Consider the following 12,272-nt stretch of genomic DNA (forward strand, 5'->3'; position numbering starts at 1 on the left):
GGTGCCCGAGGCCCCGGGCGACCAAGCGCGGGTGCCCAGCGATCCGGTCGAGGATCATTTGCGTCGCCTGGCGGTTGTGTGGGGGGTGTTGTCCGACCTGTCCTTCGCCGACCTGTTGTTGTACGTCCGGGCCGGCAAGGGCTATCTCGTTCGGTCCCAGGTGCGGCCGACCACCGGCCAGACGATCTACGAGTCCGACCTGGTGGGGGTGTGGGCCAGCGCTGCGGAGCGGCCGTTGGTCGATCGGGCCTGGCGAACGGGTCGGATCGAGCGCGGCGACCTGTTCGTCGAGGAACTCGAAGATTGGGTGGCGGTTCAGGCCACCCCGGTGACCTGGCGCGGCGAGGTGGTCGCCGTGATGTCCAGCGAGCAGGCGCCTCCGCCCCGTCGCCAACCGGGGGAACTGGAGCGCGTCTACCAGGCGATCTTCGGTCGCTTGGCCCGGATGATCACCGCGGGCTCTTTTCCCTATCCACCGGGCCCCGAGGACCGGGTGCCGCGCGAGCCGCCACGGGTCGGGGACGGCCTGATCCTGCTCGACGGCGACGGACGGGTGGAGTTCGCCTCGCCCAACGCCACTTCGGCGCTCAACCGTGCCGGGGTGGAGGGCCAGATGCGCTCCACCCATTTGGCCGAGGCGGGGCTCGATCAGCTGGCCACCCGTCTGGCGTTTCGTACCAAGCGCCCGACTTCGGAGGAGGTGGCTGTCGGTCCGGTGGTCATCGATCTCGAGGTCTTGCCGCTGTTGGTGCGCGCCGAGGTGACCGGGGCGGTCGTGTTTTTGCGTGACGTCTCCGAGATCCGCCAGCTCGACCTGTTGCTGCTCAGCAAGGACGCCACGATCCGCGAGATCCACCATCGGGTGAAGAACAACCTGCAGACGATCTCCTCGCTGCTCCGCTTGCAGGGCCGGCGCATCTCCCAACCGGAGGCGATCCGCGCCGTGCAGGAGTCGGTGCAGCGGATCCAGGCGATCTCGGTCGTCTACGAGCTGCTCAGTCGGGAACACCGCGACGACGTCGACCTGCGCGAGATCGTGGCGGCGATCGTTCGCAATATGGATCAGGTCACCGGCGCCCACGTGAAAATACGGCTGGCCGGCACCGCTGGGCGAGCGCCGTCCGACGTGGCGACGCCGCTGGCCATCATCGTCAACGAGCTGATCCAGAACGCGCTCGACCACGCCTTCCCCAACCTGGGGGAGGAGGGCCAAGCCCAGGCGAGGGTGTGGGTGACGCTCGACCGAAGCGGAGCCGAGCTGCACATGAAGGTGGTCGACAACGGGGTCGGCGTCGACGGGAGCATCGATCCGAGCAGCGGCGGTCTGGGGCTGTCGATCGTGTCGTCGCTCGTCACCGAGGAACTCGGCGGCACGATCGAGATCGGTCCCCGGCATCAGGCGTGGGGTGGGGGAGCGGAGGCCGACGAACCGGGCACGAGGGCCGTGGTCGTCGTCGAGGTGCCGGACCTGGGTGCTCCGAGTGGGGACGACCCCACCCAGGAGCTACCGGTGATGCACCTCGGGGGTGGCTAGCTGGCGCGCCGGCGGGCGGCGACCCACTGGCGGCGAAGCTTGCGGCGCTCGTCCTCGGAGGTTCCGCCCCAGATGCCCGAGTCCTGGTTGGTGGCCAGCGCGAACTCAAGGCACTGCACCTTGGAGTCACAGGCGTCGCACACAACCTTGGCGCTGTCGATCTGCTCGATGGCCGGCCCGGTGGTTCCGATCGGGAAGAACAGATCGGGGTCGGTGTCGCGACACGCAGCGGTCGAACGCCAGTTGTCGGTGTCGGTGAAGCTGCCGGGCTTGAGCGTCAGGGCCATGTTTGTCCTCCGGGTATGCACGGGTGCGCGCACAAGGCGCGCGCTTGGCAAGTCGACAGCACAATGTTTCGCTGGCAGCGCCGGGGGTTTGGCGCAGCCACGAGGGGATGTACTGAGTGGGCGCTCAGCAACCTATCCAGAAGTGGCAGAGCTGTAAAGGAAAAGTTTCACAAAGTGAAATGTGACTTCGGTCACCCACGTGGTGTGTGGGTCGGGTCGCGCCGAGTTGTGCAAGCGTAGCGACCGTGACCAAACCCGATCGCTCGACCAGTGTCCCCACCCTCGCAGAGCCGACCGCCGCGAGGCCAAACCCTGTGGAGGCGCCGTCGCCGGGGCCCCAGCCGACCGGGCCGATCATGCCGCTGATACTCGGCCATCGCGGCGCATCGGGTGATCGGGTGGAGAACACGCTGGCGGCCTTCATCGAAGCCGGCGAACAGGGCGCCGACGGCGTCGAATTGGACGTCCGCCTCACCGCCGATCAACAGCTGGTGCTGTCGCACGACCGTGAGCTCGGCGACGGCACCCGCATCGACCGCACCAGCGCTGCCGCCCTTCGCAAGCTGGCCCCGCTGGAGTCGCTGCCGGCGGCCCTGGAGGTGGCGCCCGGCGTCGTCAACGTTGAGGTGAAGTCCGACGAAGCGTCCGAGCAGCTCGCCCGGCGCATCGCCACGCTCGAGCTGGTGCTCGACGACCTGGCCCGGCGGCCGGCGACCCAGCGCTTCGTGCTGTCGTCATTCGACCTCGACATCCTCGTCCTGTTGACCCAGATGGGCGTCGGCCACCCGACCGCCTACCTCACGATGGGCGTGCCCCGTCCGGATCTGGCCCTCGATGTGGCCTCCTCGCTGGGCTGCACCTCATACAACCCGTGGTACCCCGAGGTCGACGAGTCACTGATCGCAGCCGCTGCCGATCGGGGCCTGGAGGTGTGGACCTGGACGGTGAACGACTTCGACCATGCGGTGAACCTTGCCCACCTGGGCGTCGACGCGCTGATCACCGACCACCCCGGAGCCATGCGGGCACACCTCGCCGCCGCCGGCTTCGTCGACCGGGTTCTGGACGGCGGGGACGCTGGGGCCCCGGGGTGACCAGCGACAGCGCGTCGCGTCGGCCGCTGAGCTCCATCCCGCCCACCTCGCCCAGGTAGTCGCCGTCGACCTGCCAGGGAAGGGAACGCAGCGCCTCCACACGCGCCTCGGAGAACTCCCGAAACAATCTCACCGAGGGGTGGTCGGCGAGGCCGCCGCCGCGCAGCGCCGCCCCTGACAGGCTCAGCAGGTCGCCTGCCCCGAAGCGGGTGGCGACCACCAGCGTGGGCAGCGCGTCGAGCGTGGCCTGCGGGTCGACATCGAAGGGCCGGCTACCGACGTAGGTATAGGGGTTGGAGTTGAGGACGAGGCACTGCCACCCCTCGACGATCTCACCGTCCACGTCGACGCGCAGCCACGGCGAGGTTCGATCGGTGTCACGGAAGAATGCGGTCAGCCCTGCGTAGATGAACAGCACGTGGTTGAGGTACCGCTTGAGCGCTCCCCGCCGTTCCACCTCGGCGACGGTGGCGGCGTCCCAACCGATACCGAGGTGAAAGGTGAACCAGCGCGGCGCCTCGGTGATGGTCGATGCAGGCCCTCGCCCGCCCAGGTCGCTGCCGGGTTCGAGGGGGGTGAGGGCGTCGACCCGGCCGAGGGACACCCGCCGGATCAGCCCAAGGTCGAGGGCGTCGAGCAGCTGCAGGCACGCCTGGACCGGGTCGTCGGCCAGTCCCAGCGTGCGGGCGAGCACGTTGGTCGATCCGCCGGGCAGCACCGCCAGCGCGCAGTCGCTGCCGACCAGCCCGTTGGCCACTTCGTTGAGCGTGCCGTCGCCGCCGAGGGCGACGACGATGTCGACGCCGTCGACGATCGCGGCGCGGGCCAGCTCGGTGGCGTGGCCGCGCCGCTCGGTGAGGGCGACGCTGACGTCGTGGGCGCCGGAGAGCAGCTTGGCGATGACGACGCGCTTGCGGGCGGTCACCGACGAGGCGGTCGAGTTGGCGATGAGCAGGATCTTCAAGGCGCCCGAAGCTACCGGGCCTGGCCCGGTGCCCAGTGCTCAAGGAGCGACGCCGGGACGGGTGGGGGGAGCCCGCCCGGTTTTGTTCGGGGGTCGCCCTGTTGGCAGACTGGCGCACATGAACGTTGTCGTCTGCGTCAAGCAGATCCCGGACCCGGCTGAGCCTGGGGATCTGGATCCCGAAACCAAAACCCTCAAGCGCGAGGGCAAGCTGATCCTCGACGAGTCCGACAGCTACGGCGTTGAAATGGCGCTGCAGCTGGTGGACAACGCCGGGGAGGGCGAGGTCACGCTGATCTCGATGGCCCCCAACGAGGAGGTGTCCGGGCTGCGCACTGCGCTGGCGATGGGCGCCGCCAAAGCCATCCTCATCAGCGACCCAGCGCTCGCCGGTAGCGATGCGCTGACCACCGCCAAGGTGCTCGCCGCCGCCGCCAAGCGCGTGGAGGGCGCGGACCTGATCCTGACCGCCACCGAGAGCTCCGACGGCTACACGGGCACCGTTCCCGAGCAGCTCGCCGCCGTGCTCGACCTTCCCTCGGTGACCTTTGCCAAGGAGGTCGAAGTGGGTGACGGTGCCGTCAAAGTCCGTCGCCAGACCGAGGCCGGCTTCAACGACGTCGAGTGCCCGCTTCCAGCGGTCGTCTCGGTGACCGCCGGCGTGGTCGAGCCCCGCTACCCATCCTTCAAGGGCATCATGGCCGCCAAGTCGAAGCCGGTCGAGAACCTGACCGTCGCCGACCTGGGGCTCGACGCCTCGCAGGTGGGCTGGGCCGGTGCCGGTCAGGAAATCATCGACATCGCCAAGGCCCCCGCCCGAGAGGCCGGCGAAATCATCGAGGACGAGGGCGAAGCCTTCCAGTCGGTCGTTGACTACCTCGCCAACCTGAAGATCATCTGAGGAGCTGGACATGTCTGTTTCAACCATTTGGGTCTATACCGACCTCACCCAGCCCGAAGAGGGCCACGGCGAGCCCACCTCCACCACCCTGGAGCTGCTGGCCAAGGCCTCCGAGCTCGCTGACACGGTCGTTGCCGTCGTCGGTGGCTCCGGCGACTCCCTCGCCGCCACCCTGGGCGCCCACGGCGCCTCGAAGGTGCTGGCGACCGGCGACCTGACCGGCCGCCTGCCCGGCCCGCCCCTCGCAGCGGCCATGGCCGACGCGATCGCGGCCGATTCGCCCGACGCCATCCTGTTCGGCACCAGCTACGACGGCCGCGATGTGGCCGCCCGCCTGTCGGTGCGCCTCGATGCCCCGGTCATCACCAACATCGTCGAGCTCAACGAGGTCGATGGCGCCCTGGTCGGCGTCGAGCCGGTCTTCGGTGGCAACACCAACGTCACCACCAAGTTCACCGGGTCCACCCCCGGCATCTTCCTGGTGCGCCCCAAGTCGTTCGCCGCAGCCGAGTCGCCCTCCGGCGACGCCGCCACGGTGGAAGCGCTGGCCGTGCCCGAGCTGGGTGCCGTCGGTGCAGCCAAGGTGACCAACATCCACGTCGAGGAGACCGAGGGGCCGTCGCTCGACGACGCCGCCATCGTGGTCGCCGGCGGCCGTGGCATGGGCGACGCCGAGAAGTTTCAGGCGGTGGAAGACCTGGCCAAGCTGCTCGGTGCCGCCCCCGGCGCCTCGCGAGCGATCGTCGACGCCGGTTGGGTGCCCTACAGCTACCAGGTCGGCCAGACCGGCAAGGTCGTCAAGCCTGACGTGTACATCGCAGCGGGCATCTCCGGCGCCACCCAGCACCTGGTGGGCATGAAGGGCGCCAAGCACATCATCGCCATCAACAAGGACGCCGAAGCGCCGATCTTCTCGGTCGCCGACCTCGGCATCGTGGGCGACGTGCACAAGGTGCTGCCCAAGCTGATCGAGGCGATCCAGAGCCGCTGAGGCGATCTGGTCAACAACCTCATGTGAAGTCGACGGCGAGCGGGGGAGACCCCGCTCGTCGCCGCGTGCGGCCCCGAACGGTCGGGGCGGCCCCGAACGGTCGGCACCGTCGTCGCCAAGCGGGGCGCTGGTTCAGTAGCGGGCCGGCCCCCTTGGGCGCAGCACCGGCGGTGGGTCAGATCAGCGGCCAGGGGTAGCGACGCCCGCTGGGATCACTGGGCAGCACACCTACCAGCGCCAGGCGCTGGGCTCGATCGACGACGGCGTTCAGCTCCTCGCCGGAGAGCAGCTCGCCGAACTCCGGATCGAGGTCGGCGACCGAGAAGGCGGCCAGGCGCCTGCGCAGCTCGCCCTCGAGCGGCTGGCCGGCGTAGTCCCAGAGCACGGTCCGCAGCTTCTCCTCGGCGTGGAAGCACAGCCCGTGATCGATGGCCCAAACGCGCCCGTCGCCGTCGGGAAGGCAGTGGCCAGCCTTGCGGTCGGTGTTGTTGGCCACCACGTCGAAGGCGGCCACGCGGGCCAGGTTGGCGTCGAAACGCTCCTCGCCGACCAGGTCGAACGCGGTCACGTTGAGGTCGCTCGGCACGAAGAACTGCAGCGTGCCCACACCAAGTGGCGCATCGTGGCGCACCTCGGTCGGCGGTACGAAACGCCACCCCAACGCCTCGTCGAGCAGCCGGGCGGCCCGCTCGCGCCGCCACAACCCGGCCGGGAAGTCCCACAGCGGCCGTTCGCCCCGCTCCGGCTTGTAGATGGCGGTCAGCTCGTCGTCGCCGGCGTGGACCCGCACGAGGAACGTTCCGTTGGAGCTCCACGGCATGCGGCCGAGAACGTCGATCTCGCCGGTGCGCAGCGCCGTCACCGTCGCGGGGTCGTCGGGCTCCAGCGTGGAGCGCAGCTCGATCTCGTCCACGCCCGGTCAGCTCTAGTTCAGTCGAGGGCAGGCGTGCCCATCGGGGTCGATCGGACGCCCGCACAGCTCGCAGATCGGTCGGCTTCCCGCCATGAGCCGTCCGGCCCGCTGGGCGAAGCCGCGAGCGGCGGCGGCGCTCATCCGGATCCGCAGTTCCCTGGGCTCGGTCGCTGCGTCGTCGAAGGAGGGCTCATCGAGGAACAGGCCGTCGTCATCCTCGTCGACGAAAACCAGTTCTTCGGCGACGACGACGACCGATCCGTCGGCGTCCTCGGCCGAGACCAGCAGGTTGCCGACGACGAAGCTCTCGGTGACCGGCTCGATCAGCTCGCCCAGCGGCTCGACGGGTCCGTCGTCGCCGACCAGTCGCATCAGGAACTGGGCCAGGGCCAGCACCTGCTCCTTCTCGCAGCGCAGTGACGTCACCCGGTGGCCGTCGCGGGCCTGCATGTAAAACACCCGATTGCCCGGTTCGCCCACCGAGCCGGGCAGGAAGTCGTCTGGTTGGTCGAACATTTCGAACTCGTCGCTCATGCCGGCGCCAGCGCGGTCAGGTCGCCGCCGGTCGAGTTGACCGCCAACACGATCGGGGTGGAGGCGCCCAGCACGATGGGGGTCACCGAAGTGGGGCTGATCACCAGGCGCTGAAACTCGTCCAGGTGGGTGCCGGCAGCGAAGGCGACGAAGGTCTTGATCAGGTCGGCGTGGGACACGAGCACAACCGCTCCGCCGGCGGCACGCTCCGCCCAGCGGGTGACGGCGTTCACCATGCGGTGCTGCATCTCGAGGAACGACTCGCCGCCGGGGAAGCGAAAGGTCGAGGGATGGTTCTGCACCGCCGGCCAGTCGGGCAGCTTGCGCAGCTCGTCGAGCTTCTGGTTGGTCCATTCGCCGAAGTCGGCCTCGAGCAGCCGATCGTCGGAGGCCACCTCCAACCCGAGGGCCGAGGCGATCGGAGCGGCGGTCTGCTGGGTGCGCTCGATGTTCGAGGAGACGACGAAACGGACCCGGTCTCCCAGGGGTGCGATGCGCTCGGCGACCGCCTCGGCCTGGGCCTGCCCGGCCGAGGACAGGTTGTTGCCTGGCGTTCGCCCGTACAGCACGCTACCGGTGCTTTCGGTCAACCCGTGACGGACGAGCAGCACCAACGTGTGCTTCGTTCCGTGGTCCGCGTCTGCGGTGGGCTCGGCGGCGGTCGGGGGGTCGCTGGTCGCCGCATCGGCGCTGGCGTCGCGGGAAGGTTGGGGGGTCATCTCGACGTCAGGATACTGCCGGGCAGCGATCCCAACGACTCGGTCATATTGCCTACGGGTTCGGGGTGGCAAGCTGGCTTGATATGGATCCAACCCCCGACGTCGAGGCCGAGGCTGCCCGCACCTTGGCGACAATCGCCGACGAGGTGTCGCAGTGTCGGGCGTGTCCTCGGCTGGTCGAGTGGCGCGAGCGGGTCGCCCGCGAGAAGCGTGCCGCCTACGCCGACCAGGAGTACTGGGGCCGAGGCGTACCCGGCTGGGGGGACCCGCTGGCCTCGGTGGCGGTGGTGGGGTTGGCCCCGGCGGCCCACGGGGCCAACCGGACCGGCAGGATGTTCTGTGGCGACCGGTCGGGGGAGTGGCTCTACCGGGCGTTGTGGCGGGCCGGTTTCGCCAGCCAGCCCGAGACGACGTCTCGGGATGACGACATGGTGCTGTCGGACGTCTGGATCACGTCGCCGGTGCACTGCGCCCCACCGGACAACAAGCCCACCATCGTCGAGCGGGACACCTGCGTCGGGTTCCTCAGCCGGGAGTTGGCTGCGTTGCCCCGGTTGTCGGTCGTCGTCGCCTTGGGTGGCTTCGGGTTTTCGGTGCTCAGCCGGCTCTACGACGTGAGGCCCCGCCCCCGCTTTGGTCATGGCGTCGAAGTGGCGGTGTGCCGTGATGCCGCCTCACCCGGCCCTGGATCAACCGACGCGGGGTCGCCCAGGCCGATCCTGCTCGGTTGCTACCACGTCAGCCAGCAAAACACCTTCACCGGACGGCTGACCGAGGACATGTTGGACGCTACGTTCGCCAGGGCCCGCCATCTCGCGGGCCTGACACCTCACGACTGACGGTCCTCCTCGTTCGACGCTCCTTGTGCGCCGTCGTCTGCGCCGGTCGAAGTGGCCTTTGCTCAACCCGCTGGTACGCTCCACGGCCGTGCCTACACCCCCTCGCCCCGTCGGACCCTCCGCTCGCCCCGCCGGCCGGTCGCGTCACTCCCTGCGCCGCCTGTCCGCCGTCGCCTTCGCGGTCGGCCTGCTCGTGATAACCGGTTGCGCCGACGTTCCGACCAACTACAACGAGCGCGCCGAGGAGAACTTCATGGTCGGCTGCAAGGACGGCGGCTCTGCCGAGTACTGCCGCTGCGTGTGGACCAAGTTGGAGAAGACCGTCAAGTGGGGCGAGTTCTCCAAGTTCGATAAGGACCAGCAAACCGCCGATGAAGAGGGCCGCCAGATCAAGGTGCCGTCCGGCATCCAGGCCGCCTTCGACTCCTGCCTCGACAACAAGGCCGACGGGCCCACCACCACCGCCAAGGGCGACAAGACCACCACCACGCTGGGCTGATCCCGCCCGGGGTCAGCCGGGCGGCACCGCCCGCACCTACTTCTTGGTGGGCAGGCCCAGGCGGACCTCTGGCGCAGCGCTCGTCGGCCAGCGGGCCCTGCTGTTCTCGGCCAGCCGGCGCATCAGGGCGATGGCCCCGGGATCGGAGTCACCCGGACGCGACTCCAGGGTGCCGTCGGCGATCATGCGGGACATGATCTCCCGGCCCAGGTCGGTGCGGACGATCGTCAGCGTCCAGTCGGCGTTCTCGCCGATGCCGCCACACGAGATGTCGGCATGCTCGGCGGCGAAGTCGGGGCAGTGGTTGCAGCCCTCACGCGTCCAGGCGTGGCATTCCTTGAGCGGGATCTCCCGGTAGGTGCCATCGTTGGTCCAGATCTGGAAGACGCCCTTGATGTTCATCTTGGCGATGCTGTTGCGGGCCAGCCCGTACTTGGGCCAGAAGAGCTCCTCGAAGATGGCGTCGTCGAAGGTCTTCGAGCACAGCAGGCCCAGGTTGAACTTGATCGGCTTGGAGATCTTGCCCACCTTGCGGCTCCACATCACCGGCGGCACCGAGCTCTGGCAGCTCATGCCGACCAGCGCCAGGCGCTCGTGGCCGGCCTCGAGCGCCTCGTCCATCGCCAGGGTGTTGGCCGAATAGGTGTAACGGCTTCCGGCGGCCTCCAAAATCTCCTCGCGGTTGGCGGCGACGCCCGGCTTGGCCACCCAGCTGTTGGCGTCGCCCTCCAGGTAGCTCACCAGCGCAGCGTCGATGTAGTCGTGCTCGAGCGCCCACAACAAGATGGCCGACACCAGGCCGCCGTCCTGGCCGTTCTTCAGCACGGTCTCGTCGCTGGCCCGGGTCAACACGATGTCCTGGTAGATCCCGGCGACCTCGTCGTCGGTGCGCTCCCGGGCGAAGAGGTGCTCGTTGGCCTGCGGCTCCCAGGCCCGAAACCGGGGACAGGCCCGGGTGCACGACGTGCAGCCCTTCTGGCCGTGGATGCAGTCGTCCGGGCCCAACTCGTCCTCGAGGTGGAAGGGCCGGTAACCCCCCTGTTCGTGGTTGTAGCCGATCACGTCGTGGGGGCAGGCGATGACGCAGCCGGCGCAGCCGGTGCACAGGTTCGTGTCGATCACCTCGGCCTTGAGCTCCTTCCACTGGTGGGTCCAGCGGGGTGGCTTGGCCGGGGCGTTCGTCGAAGGTGCGGCTTCGGGGGCGGTGGCAACCATCGCGCAATCCTACTGCCGCCACTTGAGCGATCCCCACCGATATTGTGTGCTTCACCCTCGACGACCCGTGGGGATCGCCGGTCTCGGCCAACCCCTCCCGGAGTGTCAGCGTCATGCCCACCAGGTCCTCCCGCCCACAGCCCGACTATCGCCGCAGGCGCATGGTGCTGGGCGGCGGCGTGATCACGCTGGCGCTGCTCGTCGGTGCCCTCGGAACGTGGGCCTGGGGCCGCTACGGCAACGTCGACCGGGTGGACGTGGACCTCGCTGCGGTCTCCAAGGAGGGGCCGAGCAACTACCTGGTCGTCGGATCGGACACCCGGGACGGCATCGGCGCCGACGAAGCCGGCGCCGGGGCGTTTCTCGACACAGGCGAGGACCAGACCGGCCACCGTTCGGACACCCTTATGGTCGTGCGGATCGACCCGTCCAAGCGGGCGGCATCGGTCCTGTCGGTGCCCCGCGACCTGTGGGTACAGATCGATGGTGAGGGACACCGCATCAACGCCGCCTACAACGACGGTCCCCAAGCGGTCATCGACGCGGTGGAGGCCAACCTCGGGGTGCCGATCAACCACTACGTCGAGGTGGACTTCATCGCGTTCCAGCGGCTGGTCGAGGCGGTCGGTGGCGTGCCGATCTACGCCTCGTCGCCGGTGCGTGACACCAACTCCGGGCTCAACATCGAGCAGGCGGGGTGCATCACGCTCGACCCCTACCAGGCCCTGGCGTTTTCACGGGCCCGTCACTTGGAATACCAGAAGCCCGACGGCTCCTGGGCCACCGACCCCACCGGCGACCTCGGCCGGGTCACCCGCCAGCAGATCTTCATGCGGCGGGCGCTCGGTCAGGTCTCCCAGCTGAACCTGACCGACATCGGGGCGCTCGACACCCTCGGAACGACGCTGACCGAGACGGTCACGCTCGACCAGGACCTGTCGCTGCGCACGCTGATCGCCCTCGGCAAGCGGTTCCAGGACTTCTCGCCCGACGACCTGGCCACCACGGTGGTGCCGACGACCGACCGCACGATGCCCTCGGGGGCCCAGGTGCAGATGCTGGACGAGGCGGCTGCGCCGGCGGTGTTGGCCCCGTTCCGGGGCGATGCCCCCCAGGGTGCTGCGGCCGCTGCCGGACCGCAGCCCGAGCAGGTGTCCTTCGAGCTCCTCAACGGCACCGGCCGCGACGGCCTGGCCACGATGCTGGCGACCGAGTTCGAGCGCTTTGGGTTCGTGTCGACCGGCGTCGGCAATCCTCCCGGGGGGACGACCGACACGTCCGAAATCCGGTACGGACCCCAATCCAAGGAGCTGGCCGAGCTGGCCGAGCGGTACTTCGTCACCCCGGTCGAGCTGGTCGAGGACGATTCGATCGGTGCTGGGGAGCTCCAGCTGGTGATCGGCACCGACTTCAACCGCTTCGACCGCCCGGACGATGCTCCCGCCGAGACCGGGCCAACCGGGATTTCGGCTCCCGATGACGGACCGGACTCGAATTCGGACTCGGACTCGAATTTCGGTGATGGTGGCGCTGCCGATTCGACCGGGGCGCCCGCCGTCGAATCGGCGCCCGCCCCGGATCCGGTCGGCGTCGCCATCGGTGACCCCCCGCCCGGCGTGGCCTGCCCCTGACCCGGGGCATCCCAACTGCCCTCCAACCATCCCGCCCGAAGGCGAGCCCGGCTCCACCCATCTGCGAACTGGGGAGTGCAGGTGCCACCCATGTGCGAACTGGGGAGTGCAGGTGACCGTCTGGCGGTTGTTCGGGCTCCCGAGTTGGGGT

13 protein-coding genes are annotated in these 12,272 nt (G+C 69.1%); 7 read left to right on the forward strand and 6 right to left on the reverse strand.

Annotated features, from left to right (window positions below):
• Position 1 precedes the first annotated feature (1 nt).
• Positions 2-1,534: a sensor histidine kinase gene (locus PKD89_RS06835; protein ID WP_289011964.1), complete on the forward strand. Its 1,533-nt coding sequence runs from the start codon at positions 2-4 to the stop codon at positions 1,532-1,534.
• Here the strand turns inward: PKD89_RS06835 and PKD89_RS06840 are convergent.
• Entirely contained in the window at positions 1,531-1,821 is a 291-nt protein-coding gene (locus tag PKD89_RS06840) for a WhiB family transcriptional regulator (protein WP_287379592.1), read from the reverse strand. The two genes, PKD89_RS06835 and PKD89_RS06840, sit on opposite strands and share 4 nt — an antisense overlap.
• Before the next feature lie 356 nt (positions 1,822-2,177).
• Between PKD89_RS06840 and PKD89_RS06845 the strand changes: the two genes are divergently transcribed.
• The gene (locus PKD89_RS06845) at positions 2,178-2,915 is read left to right on the forward strand and encodes a glycerophosphodiester phosphodiesterase (RefSeq protein ID WP_324332331.1); all 738 of its coding nucleotides are present in this window, start codon (positions 2,178-2,180) and stop codon (positions 2,913-2,915) included.
• Here PKD89_RS06845 and PKD89_RS06850 read toward each other — a convergent pair.
• Complete coding sequence (locus PKD89_RS06850; protein ID WP_289011963.1) at positions 2,821-3,879, reverse strand: diacylglycerol/lipid kinase family protein; 1,059 nt, start codon at positions 3,877-3,879, stop codon at positions 2,821-2,823. The two genes, PKD89_RS06845 and PKD89_RS06850, sit on opposite strands and share 95 nt — an antisense overlap.
• 118 nt (positions 3,880-3,997) lie before the next feature.
• Here PKD89_RS06850 and PKD89_RS06855 point away from each other — a divergent pair, with 118 nt between their 5' ends.
• Both PKD89_RS06855 and PKD89_RS06860 read left to right on the forward strand, forming a co-directional pair.
• Complete coding sequence (locus PKD89_RS06855; protein ID WP_287379589.1) at positions 3,998-4,780, forward strand: electron transfer flavoprotein subunit beta/FixA family protein; 783 nt, start codon at positions 3,998-4,000, stop codon at positions 4,778-4,780.
• A 10-nt stretch (positions 4,781-4,790) separates the two neighbouring features.
• Positions 4,791-5,771, forward strand: coding sequence for an electron transfer flavoprotein subunit alpha/FixB family protein (locus tag PKD89_RS06860; protein ID WP_289011962.1), 981 nt, complete (start codon positions 4,791-4,793; stop codon positions 5,769-5,771).
• Between the two features lie 175 nt (positions 5,772-5,946).
• Here PKD89_RS06860 and PKD89_RS06865 read toward each other — a convergent pair whose 3' ends face one another.
• Genes PKD89_RS06865 through PKD89_RS06875 form a run of 3 tightly spaced genes read right to left on the reverse strand, consistent with a single transcriptional unit; the run spans position 5,947 to position 7,937 of the window.
• Positions 5,947-6,684 carry an SCO1664 family protein gene (locus PKD89_RS06865; RefSeq protein ID WP_289011961.1) on the reverse strand — a complete coding sequence of 246 codons (738 nt, stop codon included), beginning with the start codon at positions 6,682-6,684 and terminating at the stop codon, positions 5,947-5,949.
• Between the two features lie 12 nt (positions 6,685-6,696).
• Positions 6,697-7,218, reverse strand: coding sequence for a DUF3090 family protein (locus tag PKD89_RS06870; protein WP_289011960.1), 522 nt, complete (start codon positions 7,216-7,218; stop codon positions 6,697-6,699).
• Complete coding sequence (locus PKD89_RS06875; protein WP_289011959.1) at positions 7,215-7,937, reverse strand: MSMEG_4193 family putative phosphomutase; 723 nt, start codon at positions 7,935-7,937, stop codon at positions 7,215-7,217. The genes PKD89_RS06870 and PKD89_RS06875 overlap by 4 nt, the downstream gene beginning before the upstream one ends.
• Positions 7,938-8,020: 83 nt before the next feature.
• Between PKD89_RS06875 and PKD89_RS06880 the strand changes: the two genes are divergently transcribed.
• The gene (locus PKD89_RS06880; RefSeq protein ID WP_289011958.1) at positions 8,021-8,776 is read left to right on the forward strand and encodes a uracil-DNA glycosylase; all 756 of its coding nucleotides are present in this window, start codon (positions 8,021-8,023) and stop codon (positions 8,774-8,776) included.
• Positions 8,777-8,864: 88 nt separating this feature from the next.
• On the forward strand, positions 8,865-9,275 hold the full coding sequence (locus tag PKD89_RS06885; RefSeq protein WP_289011957.1) for a hypothetical protein: 411 nt from the start codon (positions 8,865-8,867) through the stop codon (positions 9,273-9,275).
• Positions 9,276-9,311: 36 nt separating this feature from the next.
• Here PKD89_RS06885 and PKD89_RS06890 read toward each other — a convergent pair whose 3' ends face one another.
• Positions 9,312-10,490 (reverse strand): Coenzyme F420 hydrogenase/dehydrogenase, beta subunit C-terminal domain, encoded by a 1,179-nt coding sequence (locus PKD89_RS06890; RefSeq protein ID WP_287379582.1) that lies wholly within the window; start codon positions 10,488-10,490, stop codon positions 9,312-9,314.
• 113 nt (positions 10,491-10,603) lie between these two features.
• Between PKD89_RS06890 and PKD89_RS06895 the strand changes: the two genes are divergently transcribed.
• A complete protein-coding gene (locus PKD89_RS06895; RefSeq protein ID WP_289011955.1) occupies positions 10,604-12,121 on the forward strand; it encodes an LCP family protein in 1,518 nt (505 codons plus the stop codon).
• The last annotated feature ends 151 nt before the right edge of the window (positions 12,122-12,272 follow it).

It is taken from the genome of Candidatus Neomicrothrix sp. (assembly GCF_035329545.1).
GTDB classification, from domain to species: domain Bacteria; phylum Actinomycetota; class Acidimicrobiia; order Acidimicrobiales; family Microtrichaceae; genus Microthrix; species Microthrix subdominans.

What these genes read in the sequence shown, in the direction of transcription:
- PKD89_RS06855 (WP_287379589.1), top strand. Translation starts at nt 3,998, where the DNA reads ATGAACGTTGTCGTCTGCGTCAAGCAGATCCCGGACCCGGCTGAGCCT.
- PKD89_RS06845 (WP_324332331.1), top strand. Translation starts at nt 2,178, where the DNA reads ATGCCGCTGATACTCGGCCATCGCGGCGCATCGGGTGATCGGGTGGAG.
- PKD89_RS06875 (WP_289011959.1), bottom strand. Translation starts at nt 7,937, where the DNA reads ATGACCCCCCAACCTTCCCGCGACGCCAGCGCCGATGCGGCGACCAGC.
- PKD89_RS06895 (WP_289011955.1), top strand. Translation starts at nt 10,604, where the DNA reads ATGCCCACCAGGTCCTCCCGCCCACAGCCCGACTATCGCCGCAGGCGC.
- PKD89_RS06840 (WP_287379592.1), bottom strand. Translation starts at nt 1,821, where the DNA reads ATGGCCCTGACGCTCAAGCCCGGCAGCTTCACCGACACCGACAACTGG.
- PKD89_RS06870 (WP_289011960.1), bottom strand. Translation starts at nt 7,218, where the DNA reads ATGAGCGACGAGTTCGAAATGTTCGACCAACCAGACGACTTCCTGCCC.
- PKD89_RS06860 (WP_289011962.1), top strand. Translation starts at nt 4,791, where the DNA reads ATGTCTGTTTCAACCATTTGGGTCTATACCGACCTCACCCAGCCCGAA.
- PKD89_RS06890 (WP_287379582.1), bottom strand. Translation starts at nt 10,490, where the DNA reads ATGGTTGCCACCGCCCCCGAAGCCGCACCTTCGACGAACGCCCCGGCC.
- PKD89_RS06880 (WP_289011958.1), top strand. Translation starts at nt 8,021, where the DNA reads ATGGATCCAACCCCCGACGTCGAGGCCGAGGCTGCCCGCACCTTGGCG.